This window comes from Polaromonas sp. OV174, from assembly GCF_900112285.1.
GTDB lineage: Bacteria > Pseudomonadota > Gammaproteobacteria > Burkholderiales > Burkholderiaceae_C > Polaromonas.
The window spans coordinates 177,383-194,179 of sequence record NZ_FOKZ01000004.1; the positions used below are offsets into that span (position 1 = coordinate 177,383).

Below are 16,797 nucleotides of genomic sequence, written 5' to 3' on the forward strand. Positions count from 1 at the left end.
GCTTTTGATGCGGTGGGGGTTTAAGAACTAAATCATCACTCTTGTGAATGACAAGCATCATCAATATAAAGTTGAATAACATTAGTGATAACCCTAAGATACGGCTATCCGCCACAGATGTTGTGAGCGACGACAGACCGCTAAAGAAGAGGAGTTCATCATGAGCAGTTTCAACTATTCCACCGAGCACGCAGGCTTGAACCGCATGACCTCGGGCATGGGCGTCATCGGCCAGTTTTACCGCAGCATTTCGGGCGCGCGCGCGCTGTCCACGCTGATGTTGTCGGCCCTGGCAGCCGCCATTCTGGTGGTGGCTTACGAGGTCATGGACAGTGTTGCCGAAGGCCATTTGCTGGTCTTGTGGGTGGCCATGTGGGCGGTGGCCTTTGTGATACTGGCGCTGTTCGCCGGCAGCGCACGCCAAATGGCGCAGCGCTTGAAGAAAGGCTTGAATGACTGGTCACTGAGCCTGGCCGAAGCCCGTTCCGACCAGCGCCTGTGGGCCATTGCCAAGCGCGACGAGCGTGTCATGGCTGACCTGCAGATGGCCATGTCGCGTGAAGAGGCCCGGCTTGAAGAGGCTCAGGCTGCAGCAACGGCGCCAGCACAGCGTGCGGTGAAGCTGGGCAGCTCGATGTTGCGTGCCTACCAGCGCAACTACATCTAAGCCGTAGTCAGCGCCATTCTGTCCGTCCAGGTGACGGGCACAAAAAAGCCACCGCAATGCGGTGGCTTTTTTGCGTCTGCAGCATGGCGGGCGCCATGCTAGTGGCGGAGTCAGGCCGCCAGACGGCGCTCGATCGCGGCCTTGGTCTCAATCAGCGCCTTGGGCAGGCGATGCTCAAGCTGCTTGAACAGTTCTGCGTGCAGCTCCAGCTCCTTGAGCCAGTCGGCCTTGTCGATGCTGGTGACGCTGGCGAACTGCTCGGCGCTGAAATTCAGGCCGGTCCAGTTCAGGTCTGCATAGCTGGGGCTGATGCCGGTCAGGTTTTCCTGACCCTGGCCCTTGCCTTCGATGCGGTCAATCATCCAGGCCAGCACGCGCATGTTTTCGCCGTAGCCGGGCCAGGTGAACTTGCCGTCTTCACCTTTGCGGAACCAGTTGGTGGTGTAAATCTTGGGCAGGGTGGCGCCGGCAGCCGCCAGCTTTTCGCCCAGGTTCAGCCAGTGCTGGAAGTAGTCGCTCATGTTGTAGCCCATGAAGGGCAGCATGGCGAAGGGGTCGCGGCGCACGATGCCGGCCTGGCCGGTGGCAGCGGCGGTGGTTTCGCTGCCCATGGTCGCGGCCATGTAGACACCTTCCACCCAGTCTCTAGCTTCGGTCACCAGCGGCACGGTGGTGGAGCGGCGGCCGCCGAAGATGAAGGCGTCGATCTTCACGCCAGCCGGGTCGTTCCAGGCGTCGTCCAGCGCCGGGTTGTTGACGGCGGAGACGGTAAAGCGTGCATTCGGATGGGCTGCCTTGGCGCCGGTTTCCTTGGCGATCTGCGGCGTCCAGTCCTTGCCCTGCCAGTCGATCAGGTGGGATGGCACCGGGCCGTCCTTCTCCATGCCTTCCCACCAGATGTCGCCGTCATCGGTCAGGCCGACGTTCGTGAAAATCACGTTCTTGTCGAGGCTGGCCATGCAGTTCGGATTGGTATGGAAGTTGGTGCCCGGAGCCACGCCGAAATAGCCGGCCTCGGGGTTGATGGCGCGCAGCGAACCGTCTGCTTGCGGTTTGATCCAGGCGATGTCGTCGCCAATGGTGGTGACCTTCCAGCCCTCAAAACCGGCGGGCGGCACCAGCATGGAGAAATTGGTCTTGCCGCAGGCCGACGGGAAGGCCGCCGCCACGTGGTACTTCTTACCCTCGGGATTGGTCACGCCAAGGATCAGCATGTGCTCGGCCAGCCAGCCCTGGTCGCGGCCCATGGTCGAGGCGATGCGCAGCGCAAAGCATTTCTTGCCCAGCAGCGCGTTGCCGCCGTAGCCTGAGCCGTAAGACCAGATCTCGCGCGTCTCGGGGTAGTGCACGATGTACTTGGTCTTGTTGCAAGGCCACTTCACATCGGCCTGGCCTGCGGCCAGCGGCGCGCCCACGGTGTGCACGCAGGGCACGAAGTCGCCATCCACGCCCAGCACGTCGAACACCGCTTTGCCCATGCGCGTCATGGTTTTCATGTTGACGGCCACATAGGGGCTATCTGAGAGTTCGATGCCAATGTGGGCAATCGGCGAGCCCAGCGGGCCCATGCTGAAAGGCACCACATACATGGTGCGGCCGCGCATAGCACCGTCAAACAGCGGCTGCAGGGTGGTACGCATTTCTGCGGGCGCCATCCAGTTGTTGGTCGGGCCGGCGTCTTCCTTCTTGGCCGAGCAGATGTAGGTGCGGTCTTCCACGCGCGCCACGTCGCTGGGGTCGCTTTGCGCCAGAAAGCTGTTGGGGCGCTTGGCCTCGTTGAGTTTGGTGAAGGTGCCGGCGTCGACCAGCTGCTGGCACAGGCGCTGGTATTCGGCTTCGCTGCCGTCGCACCAGTAGACATGGGCTGGTTTGCACAAGGCCACCATGTCGGCGACCCAGGCGATCAGTTTTGCGTTCTTGACATAGGCTGGTGTATTCAGCGTCAGCCCTTGCATCACAGGTTGGTTCATCGAAAAAACTCCAAAGTTAAAAAGCGTGATTTCGATAAACGTCGGGTGGCGACAGTGCTCAATGCAACTATGGCCAGGGGCGTTTGTCGAAATCAGGCTTGAGGCTGTTTGGGCGGTGGCCGGCAATCAGGCAGCAAGTACCATCGGACAAGTTTTGGTCGGCGAGCGTGGCCGCAATCTCAAGGGTTGCGGCGCAAAGCTGGGAAAAGCGGGGCGTTACCTGATTTTTCGAGCTCCGCGGGTCGGCCAGAAGAATCATTTTAAGAACATCGCCAGCGGTTACCTTACGGTTACGGGTAAAAGATATGCAAAACTAGCATAGGTTTATGCCTTGTTTTTGCCTGATCCACCCTCAAGAGCGCCGTGTCGTGGCGATGTTCAATCTGGATTTTTATATGCTGCAAGTTCTGAAAAACCGGCCCGAATCGCCTGGCGGCGGTGTGCCGCGCCGCTGGCTGGCGGGCGCCCTGCTGCCCTGCGCGTTGATGCTGGCTCTGGCCGGCCCGGCCCGGGCGCAAAGCGCCGCACCTGCACCCGCCATCGTGGCGGCAGCGGCCAATCTGCAGCCGGTGCTGGCCGAACTGGTGCCGCTTTTCGAGCGTAGCCAGACCGGCAAGCTGACGCTTAATCTGGGTTCCTCGGCCAACCTGGTGCGGCAGATTCAGCAGGGGCTGCCGGCCCAGCTGTTTCTGTCGGCCGATGAAGACTTTGCGCTGCGCCTGGTGGATGCCGGCCTGACGGCGGATCGCGGCGTGGTCTACGCCACCGGGCGCATCGTGCTGGTGGTGCCTGCCGCTTCGCCGCTGACGCTGGATGCGCAATTCAAGGGGCTTCAAGCCGGCTTGCCGAAGTTGCACAAATTCGCCATCGCCAACCCCGAGCTGGCGCCCTATGGCAAGGCGGCGGTGCAGGCCTTGCAAAAGCTGGCGCTGTGGCCGGCGCTGCAGGGAAAAATCGTGCTCGGCGACAGCATCGCCCAGACCACGCAATACGTCAGCACCGGCGCGGCCGACGCCGGCATCACGGCCTTGTCGCTGGTGCTGGCGCCCGCGGCGGCGGCCCGCCTGCGCTATGTGCTGATTCCCGCCGAGCTGCATGCACCGCTGCGCCAGCGCATGGTCTTGCTGAAAAATGCCGGCCCCACGGCCCGAGCCTTCTATGCCTTCCTGCAGTCGCCGGCAGCCAAGGCGGTGCTTGGCCGCTATGGCTACGAATGAGGCGATGGTGCTTTAAAGACACGCGCTTTTTGCCCGTTTGGGATCGACAATAGCCGGCTATGGATTGGCAAGCCGCGCGCGTCTCACTGTTACTGGCCGTCGGCACGGCGGCCTTGCTGTTGCCGCTGGGCGTCTGGCTGGCGCGCTGGCTCGCCGTCACGTCCTGGCGCGGCCGGCCGCTGGTCGAGGCGCTGCTGACCCTGCCGCTGCTGCTGCCGCCCACGGTGATCGGTTTTTACCTGCTGGTCAGCCTGGGTCAGGGCTCGGCGCTGGGGGCCTGGCTGGCCGCCAGTCTCAACCTGCGCCTGGTCTTTAGTTTCGAGGGCCTGCTGCTGGCCAGCGTGCTGATGAATCTGCCCTTTATGGTGCAGCCGCTGCAGCGCGCCTTTGCCGCCATTCCCGGCAGCCTGCGCGAAGCCGCCTGGGTCTGCGGCCTGAGCCCCTGGCGCGCCTTCTGGAAAATCGAGTTGCCGCTGGCCTGGCCCGGCTTGCTGGCCGGCGTGGCGCTGACCATGGCGCACACCCTGGGTGAATTTGGTGTGGTGCTGATGGTGGGCGGCAGCATTGCCGGTGAAACCAAAACCCTGTCGATTGCCATTTACGACCGGGTTCAGGCCTTTGACATGGCCGCGGCGCACATCATGGCGCTGGCCCTGGTGGCCTGCTCGCTGCTGGCGCTGGCCTTTGTGTTTGCCGCCGACCGCACCCGTCCGCTACAGGAAAGATAGCGGCTTACGCCCGTCGGTATTCAAGATGCTGCATGTTTTGCTTAAAAATGAGGGCCAGATCAGGCTTGACGCCGAGTTCAACTGCGCCCGCGGCGAACTGCTGGCGCTGGTCGGCCCCTCGGGCAGCGGCAAGACCAGCGTGCTGCGCGCCATTGCCGGCCTGCTGAAAAGCCCGCAGCTGCAGGGCCGCATCACGGTGGGCCATGGCGACGAGGGGATCTGGTTCGACAGCGCCCACGGCATACGGCGGGCGCCACAGCAGCGCCGCGTCGGCCTTGTGTTTCAGCACTATGCCTTGTTTCCGCACCTGACTGCTCTTGAAAACGTAGCGCTTGCCGCCCATCCGGTAAAGGCTGCAGCCTATTTTGATGCCTTGTTTGAGCGCATGGGCCTGGCCGGTCTGCAAGGCCGCCGGCCCTCGCAGCTGTCTGGCGGCCAGCAGCAGCGCGTGGCGCTGGCCCGGGCGCTGGCGCGCGAGCCCCAGGTCTTGCTGCTGGATGAGCCTTTTTCGGCCGTCGACGCCCCGACGCGCCAGACCCTGTATCACGAGCTGGCCGCGCTGCGCCAGCAGGTGGCGATTCCCATGGTGTTGGTGACGCACGATTTGAACGAGGCGCGCCGCCTGGCCGACCGGGTGGTGATTCTGGACGCCGGCGAGTCGCTGCAAGTCGGCGCGCCGGCGCGGGTCTTTGCCAGCCCGCGCAACGCCCGCGTGGCCGAGCTGGTCGGCATACAAAACCATTTTCAGGGGCAATTCTTTCAGGGCGCTGGGGTGGACGCCGCCGCATTTGGCCGCCTGGTCTGGCAGGGCGGCGCCGACGCTCAGGCGTCCATCAGCTTGCAGGTGATCGATAAAAAACGCCTCAAGGACGGCGCCCAGGTGTCCTGGGTGGTGGCCGGCGAGCTGCTGGACGTGGCGGCACTGGCCGCTGCGCCGGGCGGGAACACCTTGGCCTGCACCCTGGGCGAAGTCTTGCCGCTGGGTGAGATCAGCCTGTGCACGCTGCTGCCGATACAACTGCCGTCGCAGCGCCTGACCCTCAACCTGTCCAGTGCCTTGCTGCGGCAACTCGGTGCGCAGCCCGGAACGCTGCTGTATCTGCAGATCCCGCCTGAGGCTGTGCACATCATGCCGGTGCGCCAGTTTTAGGCATTAAACAGGCCTGTAGCCCAATGGGGATGGGCGCTGCCAGCTATTAAATAAGTAGTATTGGCAAAGCTTGGCAGGCTTTAAGCGCCCAACTCAATCACGCTGGCCAGCGCCAGCTCTGCGGGCGCTTCGTAATCGGCCACGATACAGGCGCGGTCGGGCTGCTGCGCGGCTTGCGCCATCAGCTCCAGCAGGTAATTGATGGACGGTCTGTCCAGGGCCATAAAGGGCTGGTCCAGCAGGGTCAGCGTGGCCTGGCTGGCCAGCACGGCGGCCAGCAAGACCTTGCGCCGGCTGCCGGTGGAGAGCATCAGCAGCGTCTTGTCCAGATGCGGCGTCAGGCTCAGGCCTTCGATGTGAGCCTGCAGTGCCAGCGGGTCGAAGCCGGGGTATTGCGCGGGCCGGGCGGCAAAAATTTCCCTGGCCGTGTGGCCGTCCAGCGCCGGGTCGCGCGGGTCCAGCCAGGCGATGTGGCGGCGATAGGCCTCGGGTTGGTCCGCCAGGCTGAGGTCTTTAAGACGGATGTCGCCGCTGGCGCTCAACTGGCCCGCCAGCAGCTGGAGCAAAGTGGTTTTGCCACTGCCCTCGGCGCCGCACAGCAGCGTCACGCCCGCCGGCACCCGCAGCGACAGCTGCTCAAACAGCACGCCGCCGGGCGCTGCCGGATAGGCAAAGCACAATCCGTCGGCCTGCAAAATGGGAGCGTTGGTGGCCATGCTTGGGGCGCCCTGGTGAATTCAGATTGGCTTGCCGCCATGAAAAAAGTCCGCAGCTGCGGACTTTTGCGGCGAGCCGGGCGGACTCAGGCCATGAACACGGCGATGAAGGCCAGCAGGAACATCAGTACGCCACCGACTATGGGCAAAATGATGGGCATCATAGGCACGATGGCGTCCACTGGATCCTGCTCTTCGGCGGGCGCGGAACTGCTGTGTGCGGCATGGGAGGTGTGATTGGACATGATGGTTCCTGAGATGCTTGAAATTTTGCCGCGATTTTACCCGCTTGAGGGGCGCGGCGCCAATCGGTGGCCCGCGCCAGACTTGGCCCTGCTTTTTTAAGGAAATGATTTGATGAATTCTTCAGCGCAAGGTCTGGCACGCTGCGCCGCTACGGCGGCCCTGGTCTTGTTGTCGGCCTGTGCCGCCAGCGGACCCGACAGCGCCTCGGCCAGGCCGGTGCTCTACCCGAATGCAACGCTCAACCGGGTCGGCGAGGCGCAGGGCCGGCTAGAGGTCAACGCCTGCCTGTCGCGCGCCACGGCGGCTGGCCTCACGTCCATGCAGGGCACGAATCAGGTCGGGCGGCGTGCCGGCGAAGGCGCTGCCACCGCCGGCGTGGCCTCGGCCGTCGGCGCGCTGATCACCGGCCGCGGCGGCGAGGGCATGTTGCGCGCCGGTGCCGCGGGGGCGGCGATTGGCGGCTCGGCTGGCGCGGTGTCGGGCGCTTTTCACAATGACAGGCCCAACAGCACTTATCGCAGCTTTGTGCAGCGCTGCCTGAGTGAAAAAGGGTTTGAGGTGATTGGCTGGAACTGATGAGGCCCCAGGCGCTTCACTTCGTGTAACACGCTGCCCTTGCGCTGCTTGCCCTGAGGGTGTTCAGTGCTGCTCTGCGGCTTCAAAGCCGGCGGCGGTCAGTGTGGCCAGCACCTGCTCTATGTGCTCGCGTCCACGCGTTTGCAGCACCAGCTCGATTTCCACGTTTTGCGCCGACAGCATGGTGAAGGCGCGCTGGTGGTGCACCTCCTCGATGTTGGCGCCGGCCTCTGCCACGGTGGCGGTGATTTTGGCCAGCGAGCCGGGCACGTCGCGCGCGCTGACCTTGATGCGGGCCAGCCGTCCGGCGCGCACCATGCCGCGCTCAATGATGGCGGCCAGCAGCAGCGGGTCGATGTTGCCGCCGCACAGCACCAGGCCGACTTTCTTGCCGGCAAAGCGTGCCGGATATTTCAGCAGCGCCGCCAGGCCCGCCGCGCCCGCGCCCTCGACCAGGGTTTTTTCGATTTCCAGCAGCATCACCATGGCTTGCTCGATATCGCCCTCGTCGACCAGCACTAGGTCGTCCACCAGCTTGGCAATGATGGCTTGCGGAATCAGTCCGGGCGTGCCGACGGCGATGCCCTCGGCAATCGTGCTCGTGCCCTGCGGGTAGTGGGTGCCTTTGACGGCGTTGACCATGGCGGGAAAGCGCGAGGTCTGCACGCCGACGATTTCAATGCCGGGCTTGAGCGCCTTGGCCGCCGTGGCCATGCCGGCAATCAGTCCGCCGCCGCCCACCGCGATCACCAGCGTGTCCAGGCTGGGCACGGCGCGCAGCATCTCCAACCCCACCGTGCCCTGGCCGGCGACGATGGCCTCGTCGTCATAAGGGTGGACAAACACCAGTCCGCCCTGCTCGGCCAGCAGCAGGGCATGGGCGCGTGATTCATCCAGCGTGTCGCCGTGCAGCACCACCTCGGCGCCAAAGCCGCGGGTGCGCTCGATTTTCACGCCCGGCGTGAAGCGCGGCATCACGATGACGGCGCGAATACCCAGGCGCTGGGCGTGATAGGCCACGCCCTGGGCGTGGTTGCCGGCGCTCATGGCGATGACGCCGCGCCGCCGTTCGTCGGCTGACAATTGTGCGAGTTTGTTACAGGCGCCGCGTTCCTTGAACGAAGCCGTGTACTGTAGATTCTCGAACTTCAGGTAAATCTGCGCCCCGGTCAGCTGCGACAGGGTCTTGGATTCCACGCAGGGTGTGTCCAGCAGATGGCCCTGCAGGCGCTGGGCGGCATCTTCAATATCGTTCAGGCTGAGCATCACATTCCTTGGTGGCGTGGGGGTTCGGTAAGCATTCATTTTCTGCGTTTTTTGGCGTCTGCAGCGGCTACTCCCTTCAGGGCATGAGCATCAAGTAGTGTCTTCCATGATGGCTTGGCTTGCGTTATGGTGCAGTTGCGTCGTATCAAAAAATCCAGGTGGAAAAGCAGCGTGTTGAACTGGAGGTTTGTCTATGAGCAAGCGTTCCGTTAATGAGCAGCATGGTCTGCTGTCCCCCGGGCTGAAAGAGGCGCCGGTGCTGGATTTGATGTGCTCGCACTTTGTGCTGACGCTGGCCGCGCGCCAGGGCGCCAAGTTCAATGTGCGGCGTGACCTCAACAGCCTGCTGGCGCTGTCGGGCCGCCATCTGGTCTGGCCGCTGGCGGCGCTGCAGCGTCTGCGCGAATTCCTGGGCCGGCGCTGCAAGGACAACGAACTCTGGCGCGGTCATGAGAGCCTCACCGATGCCGAGTTCCTGGCCCGCCACGGCGTCTGGCGCGGCCCCTACGAAGAGGGCACGCTGTTCTTCTACCTCGACGAGCATGCCAAGGACCAGCCCAAGGACTTGCTCTCGGTCCTTAGCGCCACCGGCGACTGGCTGGCCCATGCGCTGAAAAAGCAGTCCACCCTGGTGGAGAAAAACATAGACGCGCTGGCCAGCCTGCTGCAGCTGAATCGGGCCGAGCGCGCGCTGCTGCTCTACGGCACGCTGGCCCGCTATCAGCGCGACCTGCGCTCGCTGCTGGTCGAGTTCAAGGTCAACAACGCGCCCGAGGCCTATGCCGCGATTGCCGACGTGGCCGGCGTCAAGGCGCCCGAAGTCGCGGACGCGCTGCGCGTCGGCTCGCGGCTGGAGCGCATAGGCATGGTGGAGAACCTGATCTCCGAGCACAACATCACCGACCTGGCGGATCTGATGAAGGTCAGCGAAAAACTGCCGCCGGTGCTGATGCGCGAATACCGTGACCAGAACGAGCTGATGGCCGTCTTCACCCGGCCGGCCGCCGCCAGCAGCCTGGGGCTGGCCGATTTTGCCTTTGTCGGGGATGACGCCCAGGTGCTGGTGTCCTTGCTGCGCAATGCGGTGGCGGCGGGCGAGCAGGGCGTCAATGTGCTGCTTTACGGCCCGCCCGGTACCGGCAAGACCGAGCTGGCCAAGGTGGTGACGCAGGCGGCCGGGCTGGATTTGTTTGAAGTGGAATACGCCGATAGAGACGGCAATTCGCTCAGTGGCCGCGACCGCTACCGTTCGCTGCAGATCGCCCAGGTCTTCCTCAAGAGCAGCGCCCATTCCGCGCTGCTGTTTGATGAGGTGGAGGACGTGTTCCCGCCGATTTCTAGCGAAGCCGCGCAGCTGATGGCGCGCTCCGAGCAGCTGACCCTGCCCGCCAACGGCTCGGTCAACGGCAAGGCCTGGGTCAATCAGATCCTGGAGTCCAACGCCGTGCCAACGCTGTGGGTGACCAACCGTATAGAGCAAATAGACCCGGCCTTCAGACGCCGCTTTGCCTACCACCTGGAGCTGCGCTCGCCGCCGCCGGGGGCGCGCGAAGGCATGGTGCGCAAGACGCTGGAGGGGGTGGCGGTGCGCGATGAATTTATCGCCAGGCTGACCGCCCGCCAGGGCCTGACGCCGGCGCAAATCCGCACGGCGGTGCGCTTTGCCCGTCTGGCCAGCGCGCCGCCGCAGGCGATAGACGCGCAGGTCGACGGCGCCGCCATGCAGGCAGCGCTGGCGGGTGGCCGGCCGGCCTTGATGGAGACCCTGATAGAGCGCCAGCTTAAAAACGCCGATGTCGCCCTGGGCAACCATTCGGGGGCCGCAGGCCGCGGTAGTGTGACGACTTACGACCTCTCCATGCTCAACGTCGAATCGCGCTTTGAGGTGCAGCGCATCGTGGCGGCGCTCAAGGCCAGGAGTTTTGGCAGCTTGTGCTTTTACGGCGCGCCCGGCACCGGCAAGACCGCGCTGGCCGAGCACATCGCCCAGGCCCTGAATCAGCCCCTGATCATCAAGCAGGCCAGCGACCTGATGAGCAAATACCTGGGCGAGACCGAACAGAACATGGCGGCCATGTTCCGCGAAGCCGAGGCGGAAAAGGCGGTGCTGCTGCTCGACGAGGCCGACAGTTTTTTGCAGGACAGGCGCGGCGCCCAGCGCACTTATGAGGTCACCGAGGTCAATGAAATGCTGCAGGGCATGGAGCGCTACAAAGGCATCTTCATCTGCACCACCAATTTGCTGGAGAGCCTGGACCAAGCGGCGTTGCGGCGCTTTACCTTCAAGATCAAGTTCCTGCCGCTGAACCACGAGCAGCGCGAAAAGATGTTCGTCACCGAAGCGCTGGCCGGTGACGCCGCCCAGCTCAGCGGCGCTCAGTGCATACGGCTGGACCGGCTGACGCAGCTATGCCCGGGCGATTTTGCGGCGGTCAAACGCCAGGGCGTGATCCTGGATGCCCAGCTGTCGGCGGAAGAGTTTTTGGCCCAGCTGGAGGCCGAGCACCGCATCAAGCCCGAGGTGCGGGAAGGGCGGTCCATGGGGTTTCTGGTCTAGTAATTTATAGGAAAAGTGGCTATGGCCCTATGAAATAGGCTTCCAGTAGCTATACAATTCATAGCAAATTTATTTTTAAAACGGCGTCAGGGCGCTCCTTTTGCTATCACGCCTTCGCAAAACGATCGCGCAGATAGGCCTTGATTTTTTCCGAATCGTAAAGCCAGCGACTGCTGCAGCAACTCGGCCCGGTCGCGGCCTTCGGCCTGCGTGTCAATGCGGGGGATGTTCAGGGACAAGCGGCGCACTTCCTGTCTGACCTTGATGCAGAAGGGACAGGTTTTGTACTGGTAGAGCTCCAGATCCTGGCAGGCCAAGTCAACGCTCTCCGTGAGCAGCATCACTGGTCCGAGGACTATGCGCAGAGTTTTGAAGAAGAGTCGGATAAAGATTTTAATGCGCAATTTTAAAGGCCACGCGCGCTGGCGCCGGGCTGCCCCTAGCGCAAGATGATCGAACCGGCCGCCTCGCCCGCCGGCTGGAATGGGCCTAGCGGGTTGCGCTGTCTGTCGACGCGGTCGATTTGCGGCTGCCCGGCATGGTTGCGGAACAGCACCGTGCCATCGCTGACCACGACAAGGGCCTGAAATGACCAGCCGGTCACGTGGGTGGTGCGGCGAATGTTCAGGAAATCCATCCAGAAGCTGCCGGTGCGGCGCCTGTCCTGCAGCTCAAAGTTGAACAGATAGCCCCGGCAGGTGGCCTGGGCCTCGACGCACTTTCTGACGCCGGGGTCCAGCGCCGCGAGCGGGAGCGCCGAGTAAGGCGCCAACCGCGCCACGATATCGGGATAAGGGATCAAGGTGACATTGGCACCACCCTCGGGGTCGAAGCCCATGGCCTTGAGCTCGGACAACTGGGTTTGCAGCGGGACTATGCGCTGCACCGCGGCTTGGGCGGCGTCGAAATCGGTAAAACTGCCAGGCGTGGTGGTGCTGCCGCGCGGCAGCAAGTTCGTACAAGCTGACAAGACGGCTCCCGCCAGTACCCCAATGAACAAACCGTATCTCATGGTGTCAATGTAACACCGGCCACAGTGATCGGGTTTGATGCGCGCCAAGCAATGCCATTAATTCACGCCTACGCCGCCCCCGGGCCCGCTGCCGTGACGGATGAAAATCCGGATTCGCTATGAAAAAAGTAGCTGTCAGTGAGCGTCAAAACTGGGTCAACGCCCAGTTTCATCAATAATCCAGGCTAGACGGCACCCGCGCGCCTCACTCCGGCTCGGCACATACCCTGAGCACCTCGGCGCCATAAGCCTGCAGCTTTTTCACGCCCATGCCGCTGATGCCTTCCAGGTCCTGCAAGCTCTGCGGCGCCTGCTCGGCAAGGGCGCGCAGGGTGGCGTCGTGAAAGATCACAAAGGCCGGCAGGTTGTGCTCGCGCGCCACCTCGGCGCGCCAGGCCTTGAGCCGGCCCAGGCGCTCCAGTGCGCCGGCATTGAGGGCGGCCTCGGCCAGGCCCTTGACCGAGGTCTTGGTGGCGCGCTTGCGCCGGTCGGCTTTTGCGCCCAGGGCCTGGGCGCGCAGCAGCACGCCGACCTCGCCCTTGAGCACCTGGCGCGCGTCGGGCAGCAGCTGCAGGGTGCTGAAGGCCTCGGTGTCCACGCGCACGGTGTTTTTGGCGATCAGCTGGCGCAGCACGCTGCGCCACTGCGCCTCGCCCAGTTCGGCGCCTATGCCGAAGGTGCTGAGCTGATCGTGGCCGTATTGAATGACTTTTTCCGAGCTCTTGCCGCGCAAAATGTCCATGATGTGGCCGGCGCCAAAGCTGATGCCGCTGGCCTGCTGCACGCGGTAGATGCAGCTGAGCATCTTGCGCGCCGCCTCGGTCGCGTCCCACACCTCCGGCGGGTTCAAACAGTTGTCGCAGTTGCCGCAGGGCTGGCTGTCTTCGCCAAAGTAATGCAGCAGGCTGACGCGGCGGCAGCGTGTGTCTTCGGCCAGGCTCAGCAAGGCGTCGAGCTTGCCGCGCATCACCTGCTTGAACTCCTCGCTGGCGACCTCGCTGGTGTCTATCATGCGGCGCTGGTTTACCACGTCCTGCAGGCCGTAAACCATCCAGGCGTCGGCGCTCAGGCCGTCGCGGCCGGCGCGGCCGGTTTCCTGGTAATAGCCCTCTATGTTTTTCGGCATGTCCAGGTGGGCGACAAAGCGCACATCGGGCTTGTCTATTCCCATGCCAAAGGCAATGGTGGCCACCATGACCATGGCGTCCTCGCGCAGAAAGCGGTCCTGCCGCTGCTGGCGCAGGCTGGCGTCCAGGCCGGCGTGATAGGCCATGGCCTTGATGCCGGCATCGGCCAGCGTGGCGGCGATTTCCTCAACACGCTTGCGGGACTGGCAGTAGACGATGCCGGCTTCGCCGTCGTGCTCGGTCTCTATGAAGCGCAGCAGCTGGCGCGTGGCATCGGTTTTTTCGACGATGGTGTAGCGGATGTTGGGCCGGTCAAAGCTGCTGACGAACTGGCGCGCCTCCTCCAGCTTGAGGCGTTCGATCATGTCCTGGCGCGTCAGCTCGTCGGCGGTGGCCGTCAGCGCCATGCGCGGCACGTCGGGAAAGGTCTCGTGCAGCAGGCTCAAACTGCGGTACTCGGGCCGGAAGTCGTGGCCCCACTGGCTGACGCAATGCGCCTCGTCAATCGCAAACAGGCTGAGCAGGCCGCGCTCGTGCAGCGAGGCCAGCAAGCCCTTCATGCGCGGCGTGTTGATGCGCTCGGGCGCGGCGTAAAGCAGCGTCAGCTCATTGCGCAGCAACTGCTTTTCCAGCTGGCTGCTTTCCTCAAAGCTCTGCGTCGAATTCAAAAACGCCGCCGCGACGCCGGCTTCCAGCAGGGCGCCGACCTGGTCGTGCATCAGCGCAATCAGCGGCGAGATGACGATGGTCACGCCGTGGCCGGCGTTCTGCCGGACGATGGCCGGAATCTGGTAGCACAGCGATTTGCCGCCGCCGGTAGGCATCAGCACCAGTGCGTCGCCGCCGGCCACCACATGCTCGACGATGGCTTGCTGCGGGCCGCGGAACTGCTGATAGCCAAAGGTCTGGCCGAGCACGTCCAGCGGCGTCGGGTGGGGCAGGGAAGCGGGCAATGAGGACAAGGGGCGGGCCAGAAAGTCGGCGTCAGTGGAGAAAGAGGGGAAAAGAGTTTTGCTATTAATTAGATAGCTTCTTGTGCCCTATGCATAAGCGCCAGGGCCTTGTTTGATGCTGAAATGGGCTACATCTGCTCCCACGGCAGGCCGGCAAAGCGCCAGCCCGAGAGCGTGGAGCGGCGGAACTGCTCGTCGAGCTCGCCCTCAAAGCCGTGCAGCACATGCTGCAGATTGCTGAAACCGGCCGCCTTGAGCGCCTTGCCGGCGTCCAGGGTGCGCTGGCCGGAGCGGCAAATCAGCAGCAGGGGCTGGTCCTTGCTATTGGCCTCGCGCGCCACGGCCTCGGCAAACTTCGCCGGGTCGGGCTGCAGGTCGGGGTATTCGTACCATGGCACATTGACCACGCCGGGCGGGCGGCCCACATACAGCGACTCGATCTCCATGCGCACGTCGACAAACAGCGCTTCGGGGTGCGCCTGCAGCCAGGTCCAGGCTTCTTGGGGTGGTAGGTTCTTCATGTGGGGAGTCAAAGACAAGGCCCTTATTGTCGGGGAAAGTCCGCGGTCATGGACGGCATCCTAAAATGGGGCCATGAAGCAGATCACCTACACCCGCGGCCAGCAGCTCCCGGCCATCCTGGAAAAACGCATTGCCATCCTCGACGGCGCCATGGGCACCATGATCCAGCGCTTCAAGCTCAATGAAGCCCAGTATCGCGGCGAGCGCTTCAAGGATTTTCACAAGGATGTGAAGGGCAACAACGAGTTGCTCAGCCTGACGCGTCCCGACGTGATCCGCGACATCCACGAAGGCTATCTGGCCGCCGGTGCCGATCTGATAGAAACCAACACCTTTGGCGCCACCAGCGTGGCACAGGCCGACTACGACATGGCCGAGTTGGCCATAGAGATGAATGTCGAGTCGGCGCGCATTGCCAGAGCCGCCTGCGACAAGTTCTCCACGCCAGACAAGCCGCGCTTTGTCGTTGGCGCCCTGGGCCCCACGCCCAAGACCGCCAGCATCAGCCCCGACGTCAACGATGCAGGCGCGCGCAACACCAGCTTTGAGGAGTTGCGCAAGGCTTACTACGAGCAGACCGAGGCGCTGGTGCGGGGCGGCAGCGACGTGCTGCTGGTGGAAACCATTTTCGACACGCTCAATGCCAAGGCGGCCTTGTTTGCCATCGACGAGTATTTTGAAAACTCGGGCGAGCGTCTGCCCATCATCATCAGCGGTACCGTCACCGACGCCTCCGGCCGCATTCTCTCGGGCCAGACCGTCACGGCCTTCTGGCACAGCGTGCGCCATGCCGAGCCGCTGGCCATTGGCCTCAATTGCGCGCTGGGCGCGACCCTGATGCGGCCCTACATCCAGGAGCTGGCCAGGGTGGCGGGCGACACCTTCATCAGCTGCTACCCGAATGCCGGCCTGCCCAACCCCATGAGTGACACCGGCTTTGACGAAACGCCAGAGGTCACCTCACGGCTGCTGCGCGAGTTTGCCCAGGAGGGCCTGGTCAACATCGTGGGTGGCTGCTGCGGCACCACGCCGGACCACATCCAGGCAATTGCCCATGCGGTGACGCCGGTGGCCGGCCGCGCCGTGCAACGGCCGCTGTTCTACCCGCAAGCCGCCTGAGGCGGGTTGGGCCGCCCCGTATAGATCCTCAACAGGCCGTTTAAGCGGCCGTGTGGTGGCTGAGTTCTTGCTGCATGACCTGGGTCAGCTGCACATACATCTTGAGTTTGTCGGCGTTGTCGCGCAGCCTGTGCGCGATGCGCAATGACACCGCCAGCATCAGCTTGGCGGCGACTGCCGGCGCATCCTGCACCAGCCGCTCCAGCGCTTCGCGTGACAGGCTGGCGCAGCGCACATGCGAGCTGGCGGTGCAGGAGGCGGCGCGCGGCTCGCCGTCCAGCAGGCCCATTTCCCCGATCAGGCTGCCCTGGCCCAGCACGGTGACCGTGATGGGCTCAACGCGGCTGACCACAATGTTTTCCACCGTCACTTCGCCGTCGATCAGCAGCAGCATGAAACCGGTGTTCTGGGTGTCACCCTCCCTGATGAAGGTGGTGCCTTGGGCGATCCGGTGCAGCCGCATATAGCGCACCACCGTGCGGGCGTCCTCCGGCGTCAGCTGCAGCATGGCGCAGGGGGTGATCAGCAGCTTGGCCGCCAGTTGGGCCGTGGCGGCGTCGCCCATTGACAGGGCGTCGCCGGACGCCGCGGCGTGTTTTGTTCTGAAAAACTTGTTGAACATGGGGAAGCGTAGGGTTTGTGACGGATGACAGTGCGCGGCACTGCAGCAGGCGCCTGGTTGGCTTGAGCTTAACCCAATGTGGTCAAGGCGGCTGGCCGCGAGGCGCCGCTGTGCCATGCCCCGTGCCGGATTCTGCCCATGGCCGTGAAGACGCCGGGCCTCAAAAAAACCATGTCGGACCGCGCTGACGGGTTTTATCTGGCGCGGGCCGTGGCCGGGGGCGTTTGCCTTAGAATGCCTTCTTCCCAAGGAGCGTTGCAGCGAAACCCGGTTTCGTCAGGCTTGGGTAATCAAGGTGTTGGCCGTGTCTTGGCGGTCTGAAGCTTTTTTGCAACGACGCTCACCTTGA

General features: G+C 63.7%; 17 protein-coding genes and 1 riboswitch. Of the genes, 8 read left to right on the forward strand and 9 right to left on the reverse strand.

The window, feature by feature from the left end:
* Window positions 1-160 precede the first annotated feature (160 nt).
* The gene (locus BM160_RS05540; protein ID WP_092001792.1) at window positions 161-667 is read left to right on the forward strand and encodes a hypothetical protein; all 507 of its coding nucleotides are present in this window, start codon (window positions 161-163) and stop codon (window positions 665-667) included.
* A 110-nt stretch (window positions 668-777) separates the two neighbouring features.
* Here BM160_RS05540 and BM160_RS05545 read toward each other — a convergent pair whose 3' ends face one another.
* The gene (locus BM160_RS05545; protein WP_092001795.1) at window positions 778-2,637 is read right to left on the reverse strand and encodes a phosphoenolpyruvate carboxykinase (GTP); all 1,860 of its coding nucleotides are present in this window, start codon (window positions 2,635-2,637) and stop codon (window positions 778-780) included.
* A gap of 61 nt (window positions 2,638-2,698) precedes the next feature.
* On the opposite strand from BM160_RS05545, the gene BM160_RS22125 reads away from it, so the two are divergent.
* The 4 genes from BM160_RS22125 to BM160_RS05565 all read left to right on the forward strand — a co-directional run bounded on the left by BM160_RS22125 (window position 2,699) and on the right by BM160_RS05565 (window position 5,732).
* The gene (locus BM160_RS22125; RefSeq protein WP_143093184.1) at window positions 2,699-2,959 is read left to right on the forward strand and encodes a hypothetical protein; all 261 of its coding nucleotides are present in this window, start codon (window positions 2,699-2,701) and stop codon (window positions 2,957-2,959) included.
* A gap of 73 nt (window positions 2,960-3,032) precedes the next feature.
* Window positions 3,033-3,854, forward strand: a complete 822-nt coding sequence (gene modA, locus BM160_RS05555; RefSeq protein WP_255368657.1) for a molybdate ABC transporter substrate-binding protein — start codon at window positions 3,033-3,035, stop codon at window positions 3,852-3,854.
* A gap of 59 nt (window positions 3,855-3,913) precedes the next feature.
* A complete protein-coding gene (gene modB, locus BM160_RS05560; protein WP_092001801.1) occupies window positions 3,914-4,582 on the forward strand; it encodes a molybdate ABC transporter permease subunit in 669 nt (222 codons plus the stop codon).
* A gap of 25 nt (window positions 4,583-4,607) precedes the next feature.
* The gene (locus BM160_RS05565) at window positions 4,608-5,732 is read left to right on the forward strand and encodes an ABC transporter ATP-binding protein (protein ID WP_092001804.1); all 1,125 of its coding nucleotides are present in this window, start codon (window positions 4,608-4,610) and stop codon (window positions 5,730-5,732) included.
* A gap of 80 nt (window positions 5,733-5,812) precedes the next feature.
* On the opposite strand, the gene BM160_RS05570 is transcribed toward BM160_RS05565, so the two are convergent.
* Both BM160_RS05570 and BM160_RS22540 read right to left on the reverse strand, forming a co-directional pair.
* Window positions 5,813-6,448, reverse strand: coding sequence for an ABC transporter ATP-binding protein (locus tag BM160_RS05570; RefSeq protein ID WP_092001807.1), 636 nt, complete (start codon window positions 6,446-6,448; stop codon window positions 5,813-5,815).
* A gap of 86 nt (window positions 6,449-6,534) precedes the next feature.
* Complete coding sequence (locus BM160_RS22540) at window positions 6,535-6,693, reverse strand: hypothetical protein (protein ID WP_177218920.1); 159 nt, start codon at window positions 6,691-6,693, stop codon at window positions 6,535-6,537.
* Between the two features lie 112 nt (window positions 6,694-6,805).
* On the opposite strand from BM160_RS22540, the gene BM160_RS05575 reads away from it, so the two are divergent.
* Window positions 6,806-7,270 (forward strand): glycine zipper family protein, encoded by a 465-nt coding sequence (locus tag BM160_RS05575; RefSeq protein WP_092001809.1) that lies wholly within the window; start codon window positions 6,806-6,808, stop codon window positions 7,268-7,270.
* A gap of 63 nt (window positions 7,271-7,333) precedes the next feature.
* On the opposite strand, the gene BM160_RS05580 is transcribed toward BM160_RS05575, so the two are convergent.
* Window positions 7,334-8,536 (reverse strand): threonine ammonia-lyase, encoded by a 1,203-nt coding sequence (locus BM160_RS05580; RefSeq protein ID WP_092001812.1) that lies wholly within the window; start codon window positions 8,534-8,536, stop codon window positions 7,334-7,336.
* Window positions 8,537-8,729: 193 nt separating this feature from the next.
* Here BM160_RS05580 and BM160_RS05585 point away from each other — a divergent pair, with 193 nt between their 5' ends.
* Window positions 8,730-11,093, forward strand: a complete 2,364-nt coding sequence (locus BM160_RS05585; protein ID WP_092001815.1) for an ATP-binding protein — start codon at window positions 8,730-8,732, stop codon at window positions 11,091-11,093.
* An 86-nt stretch (window positions 11,094-11,179) separates the two neighbouring features.
* On the opposite strand, the gene BM160_RS05590 is transcribed toward BM160_RS05585, so the two are convergent.
* The 4 genes from BM160_RS05590 to BM160_RS05605 all read right to left on the reverse strand — a co-directional run bounded on the left by BM160_RS05590 (window position 11,180) and on the right by BM160_RS05605 (window position 14,706).
* Window positions 11,180-11,434 carry a thioredoxin domain-containing protein gene (locus BM160_RS05590; protein WP_255368658.1) on the reverse strand — a complete coding sequence of 85 codons (255 nt, stop codon included), beginning with the start codon at window positions 11,432-11,434 and terminating at the stop codon, window positions 11,180-11,182.
* Between the two features lie 98 nt (window positions 11,435-11,532).
* Window positions 11,533-12,063, reverse strand: coding sequence for a hypothetical protein (locus tag BM160_RS05595; RefSeq protein ID WP_177218921.1), 531 nt, complete (start codon window positions 12,061-12,063; stop codon window positions 11,533-11,535).
* Between the two features lie 247 nt (window positions 12,064-12,310).
* On the reverse strand, window positions 12,311-14,194 hold the full coding sequence (gene recQ, locus BM160_RS05600) for a DNA helicase RecQ (RefSeq protein ID WP_177218922.1): 1,884 nt from the start codon (window positions 14,192-14,194) through the stop codon (window positions 12,311-12,313).
* Between the two features lie 119 nt (window positions 14,195-14,313).
* Window positions 14,314-14,706: a rhodanese-like domain-containing protein gene (locus tag BM160_RS05605; RefSeq protein WP_092001821.1), complete on the reverse strand. Its 393-nt coding sequence runs from the start codon at window positions 14,704-14,706 to the stop codon at window positions 14,314-14,316.
* Between the two features lie 73 nt (window positions 14,707-14,779).
* On the opposite strand from BM160_RS05605, the gene BM160_RS05610 reads away from it, so the two are divergent.
* A complete protein-coding gene (locus BM160_RS05610; RefSeq protein WP_092001824.1) occupies window positions 14,780-15,826 on the forward strand; it encodes a homocysteine S-methyltransferase family protein in 1,047 nt (348 codons plus the stop codon).
* A gap of 40 nt (window positions 15,827-15,866) precedes the next feature.
* Here BM160_RS05610 and BM160_RS05615 read toward each other — a convergent pair whose 3' ends face one another.
* Complete coding sequence (locus tag BM160_RS05615) at window positions 15,867-16,448, reverse strand: cyclic nucleotide-binding domain-containing protein (protein ID WP_092001827.1); 582 nt, start codon at window positions 16,446-16,448, stop codon at window positions 15,867-15,869.
* 241 nt (window positions 16,449-16,689) lie between these two features.
* Window positions 16,690-16,797, forward strand: a riboswitch (S-adenosyl-L-homocysteine riboswitch).